Origin of the sequence: Nitrospira japonica (assembly GCF_900169565.1) — a bacterium.
GTDB lineage: Bacteria > Nitrospirota > Nitrospiria > Nitrospirales > Nitrospiraceae > Nitrospira_C > Nitrospira_C japonica_A.
The window spans coordinates 3,492,541-3,512,493 of sequence record NZ_LT828648.1 but is presented as its reverse complement, the minus strand read 5'-3'; the positions used below and the strand labels follow the sequence as shown (position 1 = coordinate 3,512,493).

The window sequence follows — 19,953 nt, the reverse complement described above, 5'->3', positions numbered from 1 at the left end:
GTCACATCCAAGGTCAGACAGCGGTACGACGACCAGTTGAACAAGTTCGTAAAGGGAAAGCGTACTCCTTGCCATACCGGATCTATTGCGTTACACCAGAGCCCATCCGTGCCATGGGGATATCGTGAACGAAATCACGATGCAGACTCAAGTGCGGATACGCGGAAAACTCGTTCGCTCACCTCGTCACATAATGCAAAGGAGGTCCTATGCCGACGTACATCATTCAATCACAGTGGACGGATCAGGGTATTCGGAACGTCAAAGACGCGGCAAAACGGCTTGATCTTGGCAGGAAGACGCTCAAGGAAATGGGCGGGGACATCAAAGCATTTTATCTTACGACGGGATCCTACGATATGCTGGCCATTGTCGATGTGCCCGATGATGCGACGCTTGCGAAGCACCTATTGTGGCTTGGCTCGCAAGGGAATCTCCGAACGCAGACGGTGAAGGCCTTTACCGAGGACGAATTCCGTGGAATCATCGGTGGGCTGACGTAACGATCTCGACGGGCTATTTTCCCAACGATGCCTGGTTCAGCTCTTTCCAGCGCTGGTAGACGGAGAGGCTTTCCGGGTGCGCCTGATGTGTCATGGGCAAGCGGCGCTCATCCCACGGTTTGGCGAACTCCTCATAGAAAGTCTCAAATGAAATGTACTTGCGGTCGTCCCGGTAGAACGCGGCATAGTCGTCGCGTTTCGTGATGAAGACGACACGGTCGGGGCTGCAATAGTACATCGCCGCCAGACACATAGGGCAGGGATGCGCCAGAATATAGAACTCGCAGCCCGTAAGATGCTCCGTCTGGAGCCGGGCCGTCGCGGTCCGGATCGCGCAAATCTCGGCATGGGCCGTGGGGTCATGGGTTTGCGCCACTAAATTCACGCCTTCGGCCAGGATCGTGCCCTCTTTAACGATCAGACAGGAAAATGGTCGGCCTCCTGCCTCCACGTTCCTTCGTGCCAATGCTATCGTCTGCTGAACGAAGTCCACGTGACCTCCTGTCTGTTTTCTTTTTCTGCTGGTGGATCGCCGATGGGCGGAGGTGTGTGATCGGGTATCGGCGGCGGCTCCTTGACGGGCGGTTCTGGCGATGGCGGTTCCTTAACTGGCGGCCGCTTGCGCGGCGGCTCCTTGATAGGTGCTCTTTTATTCAACGTTCGTCGACTCCGATCGGTCAGAAGCCCGCCAGCCCCCATATCCTATGGCGAGAAGGGACTTTCCCTATTGTAGGTGTTTTTTCCCCGCAGAATGTGCAACACATAGGCGGCTTCGAACGGCTCCTTCGTCACAATCGGTGGATCGCCGGGACAAGGTTTCGTGTATCGCGCATCAGGGTCAGTGGCTTTCACCTCGATGCTGTGATAGTCGCCTCCATCCGGTGCAACCGGATTTAAATTGCCGTACACCGGACGAGTCGGGTCACGCGGCTGATCCCGTGTGTTTGGCTGGTAGAACGCCATTGAGAAGGGGCCACCTTTCGGACGAGTCGGAACGAAGTTGAGCCCAGCGCCCGCCAGATTGTAGGACCGGCTTCTGACAAAATCCAGCACTGAGGGCGGCCGAGGCTGAAATGCCTGCGGAAACTTCGTTCCGTTTCAACTCTGTGGAGACAGCATTGGGCTATCGCCTCGCTGCTGCTTACTTGAGAAGAGCACTGAGCGTATCCTTGTTTTGCAGAGAGTCGCCTCGATGGAATGTGACCGATAGAATCAGGTCTTTTCCCTTAAAATAGGCCTCTGCCATGGCATTAGACGAACGAGCTTCGAATGTGAACATGGCTGCGTCACCGATGCCGGGAATCTGAGACGCATTTGGCCCGCCAGTTTGTCATTAAAAGAGAAGACCTTGCTGAACCAGGTCTTGGCGCACACCATTGTAGGCTTCGATACATCGATCACCGCGACGGTGAGAGCGGATTGCCCCCATTCCTTGGTTCTGGGTCCCCAAGTGTAAGTGCAGGCGACGCCAAGAGGGAGCATGCTGGCCTTTTCATACTGCTTAATTCACCATTCGTAGTAGGATTCCCCTACTAAAGAGTCTGTTCCTACCGTTGACAAGTTCTGTGTTCACAAGCCTAATAGTTGAACCGCTATGGACAGGTGCAGTCTCATTGCGATTCAGCCCATTCTCATTTCTGCTTTCCTCCTATCTCTTTCGGGCTGTTCTGGCGGAGGAAGTGAGAGTGGTGATGCAGGAGCACCGGCTGTCGCGGCACCTTCTCTAAATGTTGTTTCAGGATCAGTCCAAGCACCGGCCGGGCAGATAGCTTTCTTTAGGCAGAAAGGTTTCGGAGATGTATTTGTCTCAGAGGCCTATGCTGCTCTAACAGGGCTCGCTAACGTACCCGATAACACGGTTGTTCAGTTAGCAAGACTCAATTCCACTGCGACGACCTTCAATGTGTTGTCAACCACCACAACCTTGGGAGGACGGTATGCGTTCAATCTCGCCACCCTTGGGTTGCAACCTGCAAACGATTTTATCGTTCGAGTAGCTGGTCCGGGTGGAAAGGAGATGCGCGCGTTCGTCGTTGGAACAGTTGCTGATATCAGCCCCGTATCTGAAGCGGCATGTCAGCTAATCCTTGAGGCACTGGGCAGTGGATCATTGACGAATCTCACCATTCAGGAAGTATCCGACATCCACAACGCCGTTGGATTAATCGCCGCATTGCAGGGCACGGGGACCGTCACGTCAGTTGACCAGGCGGTGCGGTTAGTCAAGGCAGCGATAAACGGAAACGCACAGATCGCGGGATATGTGGCCTCTACAGGAGCAATCGGACAAACGACACAGGGACCAGGGGACATTGGGAATTTCTTTCCCTTTAGACAAGGGAATTTCTGGGAATATCAGAAGACGACATCAACAATCGGGAAATCAGTACAGATGTTCAGCAATACGTTCGCCGTACCAGGTACGAAAGTCATCAATAATCTTGAGACCACGGTAGTCCGTCAAAGCAATCCCGAGAACAATGGACGTTCGGAGGAAGCTTACATCTTGAAAGATGCGAGCGGAATCACTGCTTATGGAAGCAATGATTCCACAGACACGCTGACTTCCCAAGTGGTACCGTACCGAGCCGTTCATTTTCCATTGCCACTCGGAAATCCATTTGTCGCTTTGAACAGAAGGCGAGTGACAGTTGCTGGAGAGCCCTTCGATCTGACGGATGAAATTCAAGCCGTAGGTTTCGAGAATGTCAAAGTTGTGGCTGGAGAGTTCTTGAAGACGTTGAAAATGGAAAGAACACAGGTTCTCCTGGTTCCAGAGACCAATACAGCTATTGTCCGTGGGAAGGAAACTTCTTGGTTCGCACAGAACATCGGTGAAATAAAGAGAACGTTGATCGTTCAGGGTGGGGGTCAGACTGAAACCGAGACGGAAGAACTCGTGCGCTCCGTGGTCGATGGTGTGGAGAATTCACAAGGTGTACAAATCAGAAAATTGGCACTCAAGACGAACGATCTCGTATATGACGAAGCAAGGAACACAATCTATGCCTCTGTTCCGGGAAATCCTGGCAAGATCATAAGTCTGGATCCTTCGACAGGAGCATTAGGGCGATCCATTGACGTGGGCAATCAGCCCAACAAGCTCGCAATCTCGCATAACGGTCAATTGCTCTATGTCGGGTTAGATGGGGAGGCGGCGATCCGACGAGTCGATTTGGTTGGGTTTATGGCCGAACTCCTCATACCCCTTGGTTCCAATCCGGTACCTGGTTGTGGTGCGGTTGTGGTTGGGGATATCGAACCTCTTCCGGGGGTCCCCAATGCAATAGCGGTATCCAAGTACCATTCCGGCTGCACCCCACGATTTAGTGAATTGGTCATTTATGATGACGGGATACAGCGTCCCAACATAGTCCAGCAAGTCAATCCGGGCGGTGTGAGGATTCTAGCCGACTTCATTGAGTTCTCAAACTCACCAAGCGTGTTATACGCTTTCGATGGTGCGAGTCCTCAATTGTTTCGGTTCTCAATTACCAGCGACGGCCTGGCTCTTTCCACGGTAGCAAACATTTCTCCGGGAGCTATTGTCAGAGATCTGCAGTTTAACGGCAACATGCTTTATACGGATACGGGGCACATCATCGATCCTGGTTCAGGAGTGGTGCTAGGCCAGTTTCCAGGTACTCCAGCTGGAGGAGCTCTAGTGAGACCCGATGTAACGATTGGTCGAACGTTCTTCTTGCCGAGCACTGCTGGAAGCTGCGGGCCAATTAACCTTCTTGCGTATGATCAAGTCAGCTTTCACCCTATCGCGTCGAATCAGATTCAAGGACTAAATTGTCCATTTGGATTTATAGATACGAGTAGTCTTATTCGTTGGGGAGCTAACGGTCTGGCATTCAGGACATTTGAAGGGGATGTTGTCATTTTAAGAGTTCCAGTCAAGGAATAGGACTTGCCGGATAAAGACTTGATCTCTGCCGCTCATTCAGGATGTGGATGCGTGGAGTATGTCGCGGGCGCGCACTTCGAAACGGTTTTCCTGCCCGGGACTGAAATGCGGTCATTGAGGAAATTCAGTCGGCCCAGCAACTTGCCATCCGTCCCCGTTGAGCGCCCGCATATATTCGACCAGATCCTTCTTTTCTTGCGCCGTCAACCGGAGCGGAATGATGAGATTTGAGAGATGCGGGTTCGTGATGCCGCCTTGGTCATAGAATTCGACGACTTCTTCGAGCGTCGCAAAGCGTCCATCATGCATGTACGGCGCCGTTCTGGCGATCTCCCTCAGGGTCGGCGTCTTGAATCCGCCCACGGTGCCGGGATGTCTCTCGACACTATATCTTCCGAGGTCGGCGCTGTTCCGGTCCCAGTCGATACCCAGATTGTGGAATTCTTCGTCGCTGAAATTAAACCCGGAATGGCATCGTGTGCATCGACCTTTGCCTTGAAAGACAGCCAGCCCTCGCTTGGCTGACTCCGAGATAGCCGTGTCCTCGCCGCCCATGTCGAATCGATCGGCCGGACTATTGCCGGAGAGAATGGTCCTTTCGAACGCCGCGATTGCCTTGGCGATTCCATCCATCGTCGCATTGGTGCAGAACACCTTTTGGAACCGCTCCCGATACCCCTTGATGGCGTTCAGCTTCGCCACTTCCTCGTCGGCAGTCGGCATACCCATCCGCACAGCTTTGGTCAACGGATTCTTCGCCTGGTCTTCCAGGGTCGCCATCTTACCGTGCCAGAGCTGGGCGCGGCCGTAGAGGCGATTGATGACGGTCATGCTGTTGCGAGAGGAGAGCTGGTTGCCAATGCCCATCGAAAGCTTTGTCCCATCGGTCCAGGCCAGCTCCGGTTTGTGGCAGCTTGCGCAGGATATCGTATTGTCACGGGAGAGGCGTGAATCGAAGAACAGCAGTTTGCCCAATTCCACCTTCTCGACGGTGAGTGGATTGTCCGCGGGCAGATACTGTTTGACGTCGTCCTCGAGGCCGAAAGGAATTTTCAACTGATACGGCGTGCTCACGGCGGTGCAGGCGGCAAGTGGTTCTGCGCTCGCAGTGGGTATTCTTGTCTCTCCAGGGAGCGACAGGACCGCTGCAAGGATGCATCCCAAAGTTAGTCTGTTCAGCATTCGGGCTCCCTTAGTGGTGAACCATGTCGTTCAGACCGGAGAAGAGGATTGCCTAGGGAGGGTACTCGGTCCGCGCAAATTCCACAATGGGTTCAGATCCCGGCCGCGCCCCAAGCCCTCTGACCTTCATTTGACTTTGCGGCCATGAGAACTTACCGTGCCTTCCGGTTGGTCTTCGTCGAGGGGGCTGGTCTATGTCGGTGAAAAGATCTGACGGAGGAGCCTCCAGGACGATGCAGGACGAGAGGAAATCCCCATGAGCATCACAGCGGAACAAGTCGAGGCCGGCCAAGCCGTCTATTCGAAGTCAACGCTGGCGATCTACGACTGGTTGGTGTTGCGATTCTCGAATCGGCTGATTTGGACATGTCCCTCGGCGCGAATTCTTGCTCTCTACGACCGGCATGTGACGGGAAATCATCTCGATGTCGGGGTGGGCACCGGCTACTTTCTCGATCGTTGCCGTTTTCCGAACGATCGCAAGCGGCTGGGCTTGATGGATTTGAACCCCACGTGCCTGGATGCGGCCGCCACTCGGGTGGCCCGGTACCGCCCGGAAGTCTATCGGGCGAACGTACTCGATCCGATCGGCCTCGAGATACCGCGTTTCGATTCCGTCAGCATGACGTACCTACTGCATTGCCTGCCGGGGACGATCAAAAGGAAGAGCGCCGTATTCCGGCATCTCAAACCGTTGTTGAATCGTGGGGGAGTCATGTTCGGGGCTACGCTGTTATCCAAGGGCGTGGACAAGAGCTGGGCGGCGAGACGACTGATGGCCTTCTACAACTCGAAGGGGATTTTTACGAACGATGGAGACGACCTCCAAGGATTGAGATCGATCCTGTCAGAGCATCTGAACGCAGTGACTGTTGAAGTTGTGGGATGTGCCGCGTTGTTTTCGGGTCGCGCATGATCCATGCTTAACAGACAAGCTTCGGGATCATCCGTGTTGCTTTAGTCTTCATGCCTCAGCCTCTCGCGGCGTGCCAGTTCGGCGGTCGAGGGCTCGACAGGCCCGCCGACGGTCCCTGTCTTCACTTCGCCACCGCGCACATACGTCGCGGCGACGAGTCCGTTCGGCGAAACGGCGCTGTGCGTCAATTTGAATGTGCGTGGCTGGCTGTCGGCGTTGAACAGCCGTTTGCCCTTGCCGAGCAGCAGGGGAAAGGTGAAGGTGCAGATCTCATCGACAAGGCCGGCGGAAAGCAACGCGTGCACGAGCTCCGTGCTGCCTTGAGTGAGGAGGGTCGGGCCATCCTCTTGCTTCAGTTTCGCCACATCCTTGACGGCATCGCGTAGTGTTCTGGAGCCGTTCCAGGTCAGGTCCATGCCCTTGCGCGTCGCCACGTACTTGGTGACGCGATTGAAAATCCTGGCGATGTCGTCGGACGGCCCGCCCTCGGCGTAGGGCCAGTAGGCGGCGAAGATCTCATAGGTGCGTCGTCCGAGCAGCAAGTCGAACGGCTCATCGAACAACTTCCCGAGCGCTTCGCCGAAAACCGGATCGTCTCCCAGTACAGCGGTCCAGCCCCCGAACGTGAAGCCGCCGGTGGGGTCTTCCTCAGGTCCGCCGGGGGCCTGCATGACGCCGTCCATGGAAACCATCGCGCCGACAACTACTTTACGCATGACTCATGTGTCCTCTCTATAAAATGGATCAGGGCATGTAAAGCGGCTCAGCCTCCGGCGAAGACGGGACGGAAGCCCGCGTCGCTCAAGATGTGTGCGACGGCGTCACGGTGATCACCTTGAATCTCGATCCGTCCTTCTTTCACGGTGCCTCCCGCGCCACAAGCCTTTTGCATTGCTTTCGCCAGGCGCTCCTTTTCGGACTGGCTGATGCCGACAAAACCTGTGATCACGGTCACGGTCTTACTGCCTCGATGTGCGGTTGAACGAAGGATATCCACACGCCCACGATTTCGTGTTGGAGCGGGTGCCAGCCTATCAACCGGCTTGCGGGCAGCTGACTCGGTTGGCGACGGAGGTATTGCATCCTTCAGTGCCGCAAACGGACTCTTCCATGGAAACGGTTCATCAGGTGTAGGAATGGGCTTTTTATTTTTCATCCACGGCCTTGTGCTCAGGGTCGGCACGCTGTCTCGAATCGTTCGCAAAGGACGGATCGGACTTTACCATGTCCATCAAGTCCCATGCAGCCAGCCTACCTTCTTGTCTCGCACCCGGTTTGCTTGACCAGAAGATGAGGGGAAGCGTAGCATCACGGCCTCTCCTTTTGAGCGGCACTTGCGTTGGAGGCCATGGTGGGGCATCGAGCATCGGAGATCCGATCGGCTCTTGGCCTGTTCGTTGTGGTCGGTCTCTGCCTGTATTGCATCCCATCCTACGCCGATACTCAGCGAGGCATCGCCGCGTTTGACCGCAAAGACTATCCCACTGCCTTTCGTGAATTCATGGAGTCGGCAAAAAAAGGGGATGCAGAGGCACAGGCCGGCGTCGGCGCTATGCACGTTGAGAAAATTAACCCTCCGGGAACCGGCAAGCCGTTGTATTGAGCCGGTGTGGTCCCTTCCTTCACTATTGTCTTCCGCCCTATTTTCCTACTCGTCCCGCTCTCCGAATTGTTTAGGACAGTCCTTAGACCTGATGCCACGGCTTTCTTCCTTCTTGATCATCGTCTGAGTTCAGACTAGGCTGGCCCGCCAGAAAGCCGGGAAGTATCGAATAACCAATCAACGGAGAAATGACATGCCGGACAATCGAGTGAGAGTGCTGGCCAGAGTGACTGCGAAGACGAGCAGCGTGGAGCAGGTCCGCGCGATTCTGATCGCGCTCGTCGATGCGACCCGCAAGGAGCCGGGGTGTATCAGTTATGAGTTTCTTCAGAACCGATCGGATCCGCAAGAATTTGTGTCCGTCGAAGAGTGGGAGAGTGCTGTGGACGAGCAGGCGCATTTTGCCACCGAACACCTGAAGAATGCGATTGTGGGGCTGACGGGGCATCTCGCCGCCGAGGCGGATATCCGACGATATTCTGCCGTGAGATAGTACCTGGACTGTGCATGTCGGACTCACTAGAATGTGCCGTCTTTTTTTCATCGCTCAAGGAGAAGCATGACGATGACCGCCCGTACCAGTTTCTATCGATGGACTTCCTCTCTCGTCGTAGTTGTCAGCGTCGTGGTTGCGATCGGGTGTTCTTCCGTGCCGCGGCGATATATCTGGATGGCCGATACGAGCGTCACGCTGACGAGTCTGAGTTCCGATCTGCCGGCCCACGTGGGAAAGGTCGTGCTCTTGGGAGGGACCATTGTCGAAGAGGAGCAGAACGAACAGTACGTGTTCCTGCACCTCAAGAATCGCCCGCTCGATCAGGATTACAAGCCTCATCGCCCGCCGAGTCTGAGCGGTCCGGAAGCCGGGGAATATTGGGTCGCGGTGCCGCAGAAACAGCTTCCGTCCAATTATCAAAACTGGGGACGCGTCACGGTGGCCGGACGAGTGACGGCTGAACGATTCCAAACCGAGCCGGTGCTGTTACTGCTGTACATGCGAGGCTGGGACACCAGCGGAAAGCACAACGTGTGGGAGAATATCGATCCTCAGTACGTTCCGTCCTCCCCGTTGTCGGTCCACTAGGCTAGGCTATCCCGACTGCCGGTCGAGTCTATTGTTGCACGGGGGAAGGAAGGAGAGGTTGTATAGGGGAGAGTGAGGTAGAAGTCAGTCCCTTTTCCTAGAACGCTCTCCACTCCAAGGGTTCCCCCATGCAACTCCACGAGCCCTTTCGCAATGGCGAGCCCTAGGCCAGATCCGGTCCCAGAGTTCGGCTGTACCCGATAAAACTTGTCAAAGATCCTGGGGAGATGCTCTTCGGAGATGCCACACCCTGTATCCGAGACGTTCATCCTGATATGCCGATCGTCCAAGACCTCTGCCCCGATATGAACACTGCCACCCGATGGCGTAAATTTAATCGCATTCTCGAGTAAATTGGCGAGCACCTCGTAGAGTTTGTCCCGATCCGCGCGAACGTTGGGGAGACTCTCCATGGAGGCTATGTTCATTGCGATCGACTTTTGCTGAGCGAGAGGCTGTAAAACTTCGACGACCTCGGCGAGTAGTTCGTGAAGCGACAGCGCCGTTGGGTGAAGCTCCACCTTGCCGGATTCAATTTTTGACAGGTTCAGCAATTCATTCAACATGTGCCTGAGCCGGTCTGCATTGAATTGGATTCGGGAGGCATAGTGCGCCTGCTTCTCATTTAATGGACCCGCCAGTTCGCCCAGCAAGTTCTCCGAAAGGATCATGATCGAGGTCAGCGGGGTCCGTAATTCATGAGAGACGACGCCGACAAAGGCACTTTTCAGCCGATCGAACTCTTGAAGCTGCTCGACCGTCGCTTGGAGGGTGCTTGTTCGATCCTGAATCCTTCGTTCCAGGGTTTGGTTCAACTCATCAAGATCCTGTTCCGCGCGTCGACGTTCGGACACGCCGACGGCTAATACCAATGCCGTGACGGCAATGACGGCGATAAAAGCCTGTAACAGCAACAAGCTTTCATGTTGATCGATACGGGCAAAGGGACCGGAGCCTCGCAACGTGCCCCAGATGGCGATCCCAGCACACAGCAGAATGGCGGTGACGGTCTCACGAGGCCCTAGCCGGACCGCCACCCATATCAAGATAGAGAGAGTAAGGAAGGCGAGCGGATAGTTAGGACCGGTCATTGCCTGGCTGCTCTGAAACACAATCGATGTGACGAAGCAGAGCAGCGAGATTGAGAGGCCTATTTCCAGCAGTCGGATGCGATCCCAATTGAGCGACGGCTCCAATGCCCAGAGAATGATTGCCGGGGTGACGATGAGCGCGCCAACGGCATCGCCGAGCCACCAGGTCGTCCAAATCACACGATACTTTTCCCAGGCTGCATACCCTCCCAGGGAGAGCGTGGTGACTCCGAACGTTGCGCTCACGGTGGTGCTGATCAGAGCCGCCAGAAGCACAAACCTCAGCGTATCGCCTTGTTGCTCGAACAGTTTGCGACCGTTCGCCAATCGGTTGATCAGATAGGCGCCGACGAGCCCCTCCAGGGTATTTCCAGTCGCGATTCCGAGAGAGGAGACAATCGAACCAGCCGTGGTGACATTGACCGTAAACGCTCCGAGAAAAATCGCCGGCCACACCCCATATCCCAGCAGAAGAAAGGCCGCCAGACTGATTCCAGTAGGAGGCCATACCGGAGTGGCACTGGGATGAAAAGTCGCCAGTTGAAGGCCAAGCTTTCCGGCGAGAACATAGCCTGCGACAAGACTGCACAACAGGACCACGATCTGGGTGCGACTCCCTGTGTGCAGAAGGGACAAACCAACCACAGAATGGGGGAGAGGCCGAATACGAGGTAGGGGATGAGAGGTACGCGTTCCGGATAATGCTTGCTCGATGGCGAGCATAGGTGCCTTCACCCTAAACAGAAATGAGGCCCGTATCCGTGCTCGGCTGTCTACGCGGCACCAAATCTTAGGACTGCGGAGTCAGCAAAGCAAGAGGGTTGAGTTGAATGGGAGTCACAAAATACGTGTATGAACACTGTGCGAAACCGTAAGAATGAGTCCGACTTGTCAGGGAACAAATCGGAGTTGTGCGCTGACTCACTTCCAATCAGCTGATGTTCAGCACCTTCAGATCGAAGTGAAGGGTCTTGCCCGCAAGCGGATGGTTGAAGTCTAGAATCACTGTATCGTCCTTGATTGCCGATACAGTCGGTTGGATCTTACGGCCGCTCGAATCTTTCCCATGCAGCATGGTGCCGACCTTGGCTTCCTGAGGCACCTTCTCTTTTGGCACTTCATGGACTGCGTTTGGGTCTCGATCGCCATAGCCTTCCGTTGGAGGCACAATAGCCTGTTTGGTTTGTCCGATCTCCATGCCCTCCACTGCCGCCTCGACGCCCCGGATAATCTGATTGGCGCCTTGCGTGTAGGTCAGAGGGTCTTGTCCCACATTCGTGTCCACCAGTTGGCCGTCTTCCAGCTTGACGGTGTACTCCAGGGAGATCACTTTTCCATGTGATGCGGCTTCAGTCATGAGTAAACCCTCCTCTGAGCATGCAGTGGATTGTGATGGTTAAAGTGGATTGTACGCAGCGCACACTATCTATCCCACTGTTCAAACCCCTAGGCAGGGCTATTGCACCATCTGTATGGGACGAGTTGTCCCTTTATCTTGTCCGTCACCATCAACACTATCGGGGTCGTGGAGTGATATGGCAAGATGAAGTAACTCCACATGACGAAGGAGGTCCAGCATGATTCGCATTCTCTGCACGCTCTCGTTGACCCTCATGGCCGGTGCCATGATCATTGGCTGTGCCAATGATCCATCCGATCGAAATCGCCCCTCGCACAATCTCGATATGCGGTCGCCGCAGTCGGGCCAGTATCGTTTCGACGAACGTCCGCCGGCTTCAAGCATGGATCCGTATAGCCGGAGCCAGCCTGGGCGTTATTGATCGGACGAGCTTGTCCCGTGGCAATCGACCAAGACGCTGTCGGGCGTCTTCGCATTCCTGAAGCCGGTCACAGTGTCGGAAGCGCCAAGCGACCCCTCAACCGGTAAGAGAATGATGAGATCTTTATGAAGGTCTTAAATTTAGGTTGCGGCACCAAGACCAGCCCGAAGGCGATCAATATCGATTGGTCGATTTATCTGACGATCAAGAGTAACTATTTTTTTAGATTGTGCTCGCCCATCGTTCTGGGCGAGGACAGGCGAAACAAGCTTCGCGGGTTGGACCGCTCAATTCTGGTTCATGACATTCGGAAGGGCTTGCCGTTTCACGATCGCAGCGTCGATGCGGTGTACCATTCCCATATGTTCGAACATATAGACCGGAGCAAGGCTCCTGTATTTTTGCAGGAAGTCAAACGAGTCTTGGTTTCCGGCGGCATTCACCGAATTGTGGTCCCGGACTTGGAGTATTTGGCTCGTGCCTATTTGCAGCATGTCGCACAGGTCAAGGACGATCCCAGTTCGGCTTGCGATCATGAACGATACGTTTCAGAGATGATTGAACAAATGGTTCGAAGAGAGGCGTATGGGACGAGACACCAGCCGTTCCTCCGGAGAGCGCTTGAAAATCTTCTCTTAGGAGATGCGCGCGCGAGAGGGGAGACCCATCAATGGATGTATGACCAATGCAACCTGGCTCACCTGCTTCGAGAGAATGGCTTTGGCAATATTCGAGTGCGGAGCTTCAATAACAGCGCGATCCCTGACTGGCAGTCGTTCGGCCTCGAGGTCAAAGAGGACGGCTCTGAGTACAAGCCACAATCCTTATATATGGAAGCGACGGCTTGAGCAGAGGCTGCACGTTCCCGTGGGCCCTCTTTCTCCTTAGCATTTCTTGCCCCAATCGCTCCTCTTTCTGCGTTCCCGCGAAACGGATTACGGGTTATGGAGGGGACGTCTCGTCCGGATGAGGTCCCCGACGGGAAACCCAAGCCCTTGAGCCTTTGCGACGAGGTGCTCGTAAGCGGGTTCGTCAAGGTCAGGTGTACGAGACAAGATCCAGAGATATCGGCGATCAGGCGTGCCCACCATCGCAACGCGATAGTCGGGATCAAGATCGAGAATCCAGTAGTTGCCTTGACGTGAGGAACCGAAGAGCCGCGAGAAGAAATTGTCGAAGACCACGGCGAGACGGGCATTCGTATTGTGATCGACTACGGTCGCCACACCGTCCGCTTGATCAAGTCCGCCGGAATCAGTCGTACATTCGTTGTGCACGCCGACCGTGCCGTCGGGACGACTCGTGTAGATCGCTTTTGAATCCACGCAGTGCCGCTGAAACCACATGGGCAGCCGCGCAATTTCATGCCAGGTACCGGCATATCGGGATAGATCGACCGTCGCCACCGTCGTGAGGGGTTCCCGGTGCTCGATGCCGCCGCAAGCAGCAACCGCGAGAAAGATGCAGCCGATCCCGAGCGATTGGAGAGTCCTCATGAACGATCTTCGAATCTCCTTTGCACGGGCTGTGACACGGGAGACACGGCACTGACAGGAAAGGCCAGTGCTCTCATGGTGAGAGCACTGGTTCAGGGTTCGTCTTTAGGGGAATCCTCACTCTGTTTGAGCCAGAGTTCCAGGAGTCTTGTCTCACGTTCAGACTGTGAAATACGCTCCAAAGCGAACGCACCCATCAAGCGATCTTCATAAAAGGAGCGTTGCTTCGCGTACGTTTTCTTGAAGGCTTCGGTCTTGAGCGCCTTCCATTTGGCATCGGATATTCCTGCATGCAACCGTAATAGGTTGATTTCGATGGCTTGGAACGCAAAAACCTTGGCCAACGCTTTGATGACGGTAGCACTTGAAATCACTTTTGGAATTTTATCAGCCATGACTGATCGTTCCGGTTCTGCCAAAGCAAGAAAGGTAGAGGTTCTTCGCTTCGTACTTCAGCCGGGATCAGTTCCGCACGCCGCTCCACACTTTTGCCGGATCGATGGCTTTGTCAGGATTGAGTGTCTTTGCCTTTTCCAGCAAGACATCCGTTGTTTCCGGGTAGGCAGGATCGGAGATGCAGCAGTTGTCGACTGGACAGACCGCCGCGCATTGAGGTTCGTCAAAATGGCCGACACACTCGGTGCAGCGATCATGGGTAATCACATAGATGCCGTCTCCCACTCCCTGATCGTCGCCCACATGATGCCCCTTCGCTTCCGCGTCGCTGCGATTCTCGAAGATGGCCTCGTTCGGACATTCCGGCAGACAGGCTCCGCAGTTGATACATTCGGCGGTGATCAGTAATGCCATGACGCTCGCCTCCTTTATCTCAACAAGATAAATAAATAGATGGCCGGCCACAGGCGCCGGTCGGTCCAAAGCTATTATCCGCTGCGCTGGTTCGGCGATTCAAGCGGCTCCGTTATCTTCCCGCATGAGCGACTATTTGCATGAATTGACATGTTCTGCGATCATGCGTCGCGCGACCCCTCGTCAATGGAGACCAATACTATGAGAATCTTGATCGTCTGTGTGTGGCTCTTGGCGGCCGCAGGCTGTACCGGGCCGAATGTTCAGACCACGTCGGATCCGACGGCCGACTTTACCGCGTTTCGCACGTTTGCGTTCACTGGTCTGACAGACACGGATCAGGGAGGTCTGCTGAATAATGCGATTCTTCGGAAGCAGATCGAAGGGGTGGTGGCTGAACAGATGACCGCAAAAGGTCTGCATCGGGTAGGCCTGGACGCTCGTCCTGACCTATTGGTGCATTTGTGGGTCGGTGTGAAAGAGAAACAGCAAATCGAGAGCACCGGCCCCTATGGGCCACGATACGGCTGGCGTGCCGGGTATTATGGCGGTGGTGTGACCACCTATGATTATGAGGAGGGGACATTGGTTGTGGACCTGGCGGAATCCTCCAAGAATGAATTGGTGTGGCGTGCCAGGATCGTGAGCACACTGGAGAGTGAATCGGAGGAGAATATGCAGCTCGTCAAGGACGGAGTCGCGGAAGCGTTTACCAAGTATCCTCCTGCCAAGAAGCGATAAGCCCACTCGTCCTCACGCCGGCGCGAAGGAATCCATGTTCCGTCACGCGATGCCGTTTCCTAACGAGGGCAGCTCTTGGGACACCGCTCGAATGAGATCTGTTTTGGCGAGAAGCCATTTTTCGCGAGCATATCCTGCACTTCGCCTTCGATAAGCGGAATGAGTTGGGGATCGTGAAGTTCGGAAATGTTCTCCAGTTTGACATGGACCGACTCAGCGCCAGCCTGTTTTAAGCGGACGGCTTCTGCCTGTACTGACGGCACCGGCCCCTGTGTGGCGTCCACAACCACCACGGACGACTTGCTGCTTTTTGCCGATGCCAGCGCCATTGGCATGACAAGGACGCACCCGGCAAGCAGGGCCGACCCGATCGTTGAAGCTTGTGCTGAAAGGTGAGTGATCATCTGTCTTCTGCTCCTTTCATCTGGGGGCCAATTACTCAGGTTTTTATCCATCTATAGCTTGCGGAAGCATCGTCTTCTAGCTGAGACGGTTGAACCGATCAAGTCCCCCGATTGATCGGACGGGGCTGGTTTTCTAAAATGGCGCGATGCCAGCACCCAGCCTGAAGCAATTTGCCGTCGCTGCCTTTCTCTCGCTCCTGGTGGGGAGTCTCTTAACCGGTGCGTTTCTCAGTGGGCTATTCGCCAACGCTCAATTGCGCGGCACCGACTTTCTGTTCACCGATCAGAACGAAAGTTTCTCCGGATCCATTGTGATCGTCGGCATCGACCAACGGAGCTATCGAGAGCTGCTGCCCCGACACGGGCCTCTCGTTGGATGGTCGCGGGCGCTCTATGCACAGGCGGTCGACCGGTTGCGGTCTGCAGGCGCCCGTGTCATTGCCCTCGACCTGTTTTTCGATGCTCCCGGAGCGGAGGACTCCGGCCTGATTGACGCCATCTCGCGCGCCGGCAACGTCGTCTTTCCCGTGGAGGGCCAGGGCCCGGGCGTCTTTCACCCCCGCCCTGGCGTCGTCCAGGTCTTTGACGTCTTCGTCCGGGCTACGCCGCGCATTGCGGCCGCGGCCGTGGCCGAGGGATCCGTCAATGTCACGACGGATCGTGATACCGTCGTCCGTAGCCTTCCGCTCGTGCTGGAGTCGGGCGAGGAGGTGATTCCTTCCCTTTCGCTTGCGATCATCTCCCGCTTCATCCGACGAGCCAATATACTGGATCAAGACCCCACGAGCGCCACAATCTATGCAGCCGGCAGGACGATCCCGGTGCTCGACAACGGACGGATGCTGATCAATTATTCCGGTCCGCCGTCATCTCCAGGGGTGAGCAGAGGCTTTCCGATCATACCGTTTGTGGACGTCATCAACGGATCATTCGACGAGAGTCTCGTCCGGGACAAGATCGTGCTGCTGGGTCTGACCATTCGCGGTATTGATGAGTTTGCCACGCCGACGACATCCACGACCCGCATGTGGGGTGTAGAAGTCCAGGCGAGCGCCGTCGACACATTACTCGCTGAACGATATTTGCTGCCCTCGTCCCGGACGACGACCGTCTTACTGATCTATGCCGCCGCATTGACGGGGGCCATCTTTGCCGTCGCCGCGCGCCCGCTTAACGGAATTAGCGGCCTGGCGGCATCGTTGTTCCTCTATCTCGTCGGCGCCAGCATGTCGTTCGATAGAGGTCTGCTCCTCAATATGGTCTATCCGCCAGCTGCGGTGCTCCTGGGGTTCACGGCCACTCAAGGCTACCGGATTTTTTTCGAGCAGGGTCAACGGCAACTGGTTCAGGACCTGATGTCCCGCTATCTCTCGCCTTCGATCAGCCAGTGGGTGCTGCAACAGCCGGGACAGGTCACGCTCGGAGGAGAAACCAGGGTCATGACGGTGCTGTTCTGCGACCTTCGTGGATTCACAACGCTGTCTCGCTCCATGGAGCCGCACCTCGTGGTGTCCTTCATGAACGATTTCATGACGGCCATGACGGATATCATCTTCCGTCACGACGGTGTGCTTGACAAATATATTGGAGACGAAGTCATGGCCTTCTGGAATGCTCCTCGAGAGCAGCCGGATCATGCGGCTCTTGCCTGTCAGGCGGCACTCGACATGGTCCGCGAGATCGACGGACTTCGGTCATCGTGGTCGCAGCACGGCCTACCGCCTCTGGATATCGGGGTGGGCATCAATACCGGTCCCATGGTGGTCGGGAACATGGGTTCGCGGGAACGGCTGGCCTACACAGTCATCGGAGATGCAGTGAATGTCGCTTCTCGCCTGCAAAACCTAAACAAGGAATTTGGCACGCACGTGCTGACGACCGACGCTACGCGGAATGCCGCGGGGGACCGGTTCGTCTATCGGCCGATCGATCAGGTGACGCTGAGAGGGCGTGACGAGCCCATCAGGGTCTATGAGCTGCTGGAGCAGGATGTGTTGAAGGATTCTCCGAAACTCTGACCTTGCCGGGGAGCTGCATGTTCGTGGATTCCAGCGGTCCGATCATGACGCCCGACACCTTTGCGGTTTTTGCGTCGTTGGTCATGCCTTCCAGCTGCGGTGTGAGCTGGGCCGCGAGCCGAGCGCCCCGTTGCAATGTGCCACTCACTTGATGTTGGTCGACAGGCACGCCCTTGTAGAGCGCACCGATGCGGATCAGAAACGGCCCGTCCTGTTCTCCCTGAAGAATCAGGGTAAAGGGTCCCGGCACGCCCGCTGGCACTTCCACCACCCGATGGCCTTCGCCGTCCAGCCCTGTATAGGACCCGAAAACCTGGTTCACGTCCGTGTCCGGGTCGGTAAAGCCCGCCATCCTGGCTCGGTCCGGCATCAGGATGACCGGCAGTACGGAGACCGGTGTCTCGATCCGCAAGGCGCTGTGATTGGAAAAAAACGCCTGCGGGTTCGCTGGGGCCCCGGCCTTCACTGTCTCCATCTGACCCGGTTTCAATATGGCCCTGACACGGCCGGTGGGTTCGAGCACCCAGAGATCGCCGGCTCTGGTCCAGCACGTGAAGGTGTTGTCCGGCTCTTGACGGGAGCCGATCAAACCGTCATGCACGGTCGCCGTCGCCGTGTTCGACTGCAAAGAGAACGACGATTCCGGGTCGACGAGTTTGACAATGCGGGCCCAGACGGTGCCCACGTTGACTCCGACGGTCACACGCGCTCGTGTCTTGCCGATGTCCGCTTGCTTGATTGCAACATCTGATTCGGGCTGGACCGTGAGGGTGCTCCCGTCCAGGAACGTGACCAGCGCGGTGGACTTCTTGCCCGTCTGTACTCTAGTCCCGACGGCGACGGTCATGCCGTTTGATACCGGCTTCGCGTCCCCTCCTTCCGGCGGGATAATCGTGACCTCTCCGGCCAACACGCCGAGGATCGCGGGTGCGGACTCACCGCCGAAGACCTGTCCAGAGATTGCCAGGCTCCACGTGCACACAATGATCGCTGCGAGCGTCCTCCACGATACATGGAATGGGCATCGGAGAAACCCGGATCCGGCCCAGCGTGACGCGGCGACAGCCATGGCAATCTCCTTGATAGAGTACCGCAAGCTGCCTCTATTATTAGAGCGAATGCCCCACAAGATCAATCGATCCCGTGGGGCATGCCGACATCGGTTACGGGTGTATTGGCTGCGGTTCGCCATAAAGGACGTCATCCATCATGACGATGTCATGTGTCCCATCGTCATTGGGCCCTGGCGCGGCATCGCCGCTCGTGATCCGGACTTTGGCGATTCGCGCGTCGGCAAAGACGATACCGATGAAGGAAAGGTTTCCATCTCCCGGCGAGGCCGGAGCAACATTACTGAAGAGGAGCTCTCCATTGATGCCGAAGCACTCGATTTGGGTGCTGGCCTTGCGGCCTCCGTTCGTATTGCTAGGCCCGCTCCCGTCGGGCAGGTCAACGTCCGTGAACACGATGCCGAAACCGCTGACCTTTGCCGGCACAGTTCCATTGGAACCTGGTACGAAGAACAGCGCCTCGGTGATATTGCTGTCCACTGGAGTGAACAGTCGCAAAGGGCTAAACGTGTTATAGATGGTGCCGTAGCTTGGATTGTTGAAGAGCGTCGCCAGGCCGCCTTGGGGCCCGCCAGAAGGGGGAGCCTGCGAAAGCCCTGTGCCCGGCGTGGTGAACTGGGCGCCGCGCGTATTCAGGAATGTGGTGAATGGCGTGACTGGCGCCGTTGTCGTATCGACGCCTCCACCGTCCCAATTGATTTCACGGTGACCACTGTTCGTGGGAAGCGGCCCGGGCGTATTGCCATTGTTTGTTGCTCCCAGAGCAGTCCTGTACTGATCGACGGTGTTTTGAATCGAGGCAACGGTTGGTCCGGCAGCCTGGAACACGGTCGGCGCAACGAAAGCCGTGCCTGTTCCCTGTTGTGCAGAAACTGCGCCGTCGCCCCCATCTCCACACCCCAACAAGTTCAATCCCACCCCCAATACAAAAACCAACTGGGCCGGTCTCGTGAACTTCTTGACCAGTCCCTGCTGCGTTTTTCTCGAAACCACATTCATGTTGGCAAGTGTCTTCATGGCAATCCCTCCTGGTTAGAATGCTGAGCCTTCTGCTGCAGTTGCTTCGTCCTATGCGCAACTGCCATGCCACTCGCACAACGTCAGCACGAGCAAACATTCATTGATGGTGAGTTGGAACAAGGAGCATAGGGGAAGGAGTGGGATTCAATGGAGAATCCCACATCAAATCACCGAATCACCGGATGAAGTCTGGTCATCTGAGAAGGATCAGAGCCGAGGGGTGAGATCAGAGAAGCCAGCGGCGAGGTGTCTGTATGACTATCCGAACAGATAATATCTTACGAAATCAGATAAGGTTCCATCATGGAATTGGCGGGTATC

At 55.9% G+C, this 19,953-nt stretch carries 23 protein-coding genes; 10 read left to right on the top strand and 13 right to left on the bottom strand.

The window, feature by feature from the left end:
- Positions 1 to 209: 209 nt before the first annotated feature.
- Positions 210 to 503, top strand: a complete 294-nt coding sequence (locus NSJP_RS16705; RefSeq protein ID WP_080887992.1) for a GYD domain-containing protein — start codon at positions 210 to 212, stop codon at positions 501 to 503.
- Between the two features lie 13 nt (positions 504 to 516).
- Here the strand turns inward: NSJP_RS16705 and NSJP_RS16700 are convergent, their stop codons facing one another.
- Both NSJP_RS16700 and NSJP_RS16695 read right to left on the bottom strand, forming a co-directional pair.
- A complete protein-coding gene (locus NSJP_RS16700; protein ID WP_080887991.1) occupies positions 517 to 996 on the bottom strand; it encodes a nucleoside deaminase in 480 nt (159 codons plus the stop codon).
- Positions 997 to 1,205: 209 nt separating this feature from the next.
- Positions 1,206 to 1,466 carry a hypothetical protein gene (locus NSJP_RS16695; protein WP_155970336.1) on the bottom strand — a complete coding sequence of 87 codons (261 nt, stop codon included), beginning with the start codon at positions 1,464 to 1,466 and terminating at the stop codon, positions 1,206 to 1,208.
- A 631-nt stretch (positions 1,467 to 2,097) separates the two neighbouring features.
- Here NSJP_RS16695 and NSJP_RS16690 point away from each other — a divergent pair.
- Positions 2,098 to 4,416 (top strand): YncE family protein, encoded by a 2,319-nt coding sequence (locus NSJP_RS16690; protein ID WP_155970334.1) that lies wholly within the window; start codon positions 2,098 to 2,100, stop codon positions 4,414 to 4,416.
- A gap of 111 nt (positions 4,417 to 4,527) precedes the next feature.
- On the opposite strand, the gene NSJP_RS16685 is transcribed toward NSJP_RS16690, so the two are convergent.
- A complete protein-coding gene (locus tag NSJP_RS16685; RefSeq protein WP_080887988.1) occupies positions 4,528 to 5,598 on the bottom strand; it encodes a cytochrome-c peroxidase in 1,071 nt (356 codons plus the stop codon).
- 256 nt (positions 5,599 to 5,854) lie between these two features.
- Here NSJP_RS16685 and NSJP_RS16680 point away from each other — a divergent pair, with 256 nt between their 5' ends.
- Complete coding sequence (locus NSJP_RS16680) at positions 5,855 to 6,514, top strand: class I SAM-dependent methyltransferase (RefSeq protein ID WP_080887987.1); 660 nt, start codon at positions 5,855 to 5,857, stop codon at positions 6,512 to 6,514.
- Positions 6,515 to 6,555: 41 nt separating this feature from the next.
- On the opposite strand, the gene NSJP_RS16675 is transcribed toward NSJP_RS16680, so the two are convergent.
- Together NSJP_RS16675 and NSJP_RS19890 are read right to left on the bottom strand one after the other, a co-directional pair.
- Positions 6,556 to 7,230 carry a dihydrofolate reductase family protein gene (locus NSJP_RS16675; protein ID WP_080887986.1) on the bottom strand — a complete coding sequence of 225 codons (675 nt, stop codon included), beginning with the start codon at positions 7,228 to 7,230 and terminating at the stop codon, positions 6,556 to 6,558.
- 47 nt (positions 7,231 to 7,277) lie between these two features.
- Entirely contained in the window at positions 7,278 to 7,670 is a 393-nt protein-coding gene (locus tag NSJP_RS19890) for a translation initiation factor (protein WP_080887984.1), read from the bottom strand.
- A 192-nt stretch (positions 7,671 to 7,862) separates the two neighbouring features.
- On the opposite strand from NSJP_RS19890, the gene NSJP_RS16665 reads away from it, so the two are divergent.
- From NSJP_RS16665 to NSJP_RS16655, 3 genes are all read left to right on the top strand, one after another.
- Positions 7,863 to 8,117 carry a hypothetical protein gene (locus NSJP_RS16665; protein WP_080887983.1) on the top strand — a complete coding sequence of 85 codons (255 nt, stop codon included), beginning with the start codon at positions 7,863 to 7,865 and terminating at the stop codon, positions 8,115 to 8,117.
- Positions 8,118 to 8,310: 193 nt separating this feature from the next.
- Complete coding sequence (locus NSJP_RS16660) at positions 8,311 to 8,610, top strand: putative quinol monooxygenase (protein WP_080887982.1); 300 nt, start codon at positions 8,311 to 8,313, stop codon at positions 8,608 to 8,610.
- Between the two features lie 66 nt (positions 8,611 to 8,676).
- Positions 8,677 to 9,201 carry a Slp family lipoprotein gene (locus NSJP_RS16655; RefSeq protein ID WP_080887981.1) on the top strand — a complete coding sequence of 175 codons (525 nt, stop codon included), beginning with the start codon at positions 8,677 to 8,679 and terminating at the stop codon, positions 9,199 to 9,201.
- On the opposite strand, the gene NSJP_RS16650 is transcribed toward NSJP_RS16655, so the two are convergent.
- Both NSJP_RS16650 and NSJP_RS16645 read right to left on the bottom strand, forming a co-directional pair.
- Complete coding sequence (locus NSJP_RS16650) at positions 9,198 to 10,892, bottom strand: MASE1 domain-containing protein (RefSeq protein ID WP_172834411.1); 1,695 nt, start codon at positions 10,890 to 10,892, stop codon at positions 9,198 to 9,200. The genes NSJP_RS16655 and NSJP_RS16650 overlap by 4 nt on opposite strands.
- A gap of 331 nt (positions 10,893 to 11,223) precedes the next feature.
- On the bottom strand, positions 11,224 to 11,649 hold the full coding sequence (locus NSJP_RS16645) for an FKBP-type peptidyl-prolyl cis-trans isomerase (RefSeq protein WP_080887979.1): 426 nt from the start codon (positions 11,647 to 11,649) through the stop codon (positions 11,224 to 11,226).
- A 220-nt stretch (positions 11,650 to 11,869) separates the two neighbouring features.
- Between NSJP_RS16645 and NSJP_RS16640 the strand changes: the two genes are divergently transcribed.
- Together NSJP_RS16640 and NSJP_RS16635 are read left to right on the top strand one after the other, a co-directional pair.
- Complete coding sequence (locus NSJP_RS16640; RefSeq protein ID WP_080887978.1) at positions 11,870 to 12,073, top strand: hypothetical protein; 204 nt, start codon at positions 11,870 to 11,872, stop codon at positions 12,071 to 12,073.
- Positions 12,074 to 12,198: 125 nt separating this feature from the next.
- Positions 12,199 to 12,921: a class I SAM-dependent methyltransferase gene (locus NSJP_RS16635; protein ID WP_080887977.1), complete on the top strand. Its 723-nt coding sequence runs from the start codon at positions 12,199 to 12,201 to the stop codon at positions 12,919 to 12,921.
- An 87-nt stretch (positions 12,922 to 13,008) separates the two neighbouring features.
- On the opposite strand, the gene NSJP_RS16630 is transcribed toward NSJP_RS16635, so the two are convergent.
- From NSJP_RS16630 to NSJP_RS16620, 3 genes are all read right to left on the bottom strand, one after another.
- Positions 13,009 to 13,569 (bottom strand): lipocalin family protein, encoded by a 561-nt coding sequence (locus NSJP_RS16630; protein ID WP_080887976.1) that lies wholly within the window; start codon positions 13,567 to 13,569, stop codon positions 13,009 to 13,011.
- 92 nt (positions 13,570 to 13,661) lie between these two features.
- Positions 13,662 to 13,964 (bottom strand): hypothetical protein, encoded by a 303-nt coding sequence (locus tag NSJP_RS16625; RefSeq protein WP_080887975.1) that lies wholly within the window; start codon positions 13,962 to 13,964, stop codon positions 13,662 to 13,664.
- A 67-nt stretch (positions 13,965 to 14,031) separates the two neighbouring features.
- Entirely contained in the window at positions 14,032 to 14,379 is a 348-nt protein-coding gene (locus tag NSJP_RS16620) for a 4Fe-4S dicluster domain-containing protein (RefSeq protein ID WP_080887974.1), read from the bottom strand.
- 201 nt (positions 14,380 to 14,580) lie between these two features.
- Between NSJP_RS16620 and NSJP_RS16615 the strand changes: the two genes are divergently transcribed.
- Positions 14,581 to 15,120 (top strand): DUF4136 domain-containing protein, encoded by a 540-nt coding sequence (locus NSJP_RS16615; RefSeq protein ID WP_172834410.1) that lies wholly within the window; start codon positions 14,581 to 14,583, stop codon positions 15,118 to 15,120.
- 59 nt (positions 15,121 to 15,179) lie between these two features.
- Here the strand turns inward: NSJP_RS16615 and NSJP_RS16610 are convergent, their stop codons facing one another.
- The gene (locus NSJP_RS16610; RefSeq protein ID WP_080887972.1) at positions 15,180 to 15,524 is read right to left on the bottom strand and encodes a hypothetical protein; all 345 of its coding nucleotides are present in this window, start codon (positions 15,522 to 15,524) and stop codon (positions 15,180 to 15,182) included.
- Positions 15,525 to 15,670: 146 nt separating this feature from the next.
- Between NSJP_RS16610 and NSJP_RS16605 the strand changes: the two genes are divergently transcribed.
- Positions 15,671 to 17,542: a CHASE2 domain-containing protein gene (locus NSJP_RS16605; RefSeq protein ID WP_080887971.1), complete on the top strand. Its 1,872-nt coding sequence runs from the start codon at positions 15,671 to 15,673 to the stop codon at positions 17,540 to 17,542.
- Here NSJP_RS16605 and NSJP_RS16600 read toward each other — a convergent pair.
- Together NSJP_RS16600 and NSJP_RS16595 are read right to left on the bottom strand one after the other, a co-directional pair.
- A complete protein-coding gene (locus NSJP_RS16600; RefSeq protein ID WP_080887970.1) occupies positions 17,487 to 18,611 on the bottom strand; it encodes a FecR domain-containing protein in 1,125 nt (374 codons plus the stop codon). The two genes, NSJP_RS16605 and NSJP_RS16600, sit on opposite strands and share 56 nt — an antisense overlap.
- A gap of 94 nt (positions 18,612 to 18,705) precedes the next feature.
- Complete coding sequence (locus NSJP_RS16595) at positions 18,706 to 19,629, bottom strand: hypothetical protein (protein ID WP_080887969.1); 924 nt, start codon at positions 19,627 to 19,629, stop codon at positions 18,706 to 18,708.
- Positions 19,630 to 19,953 lie beyond the last annotated feature (324 nt).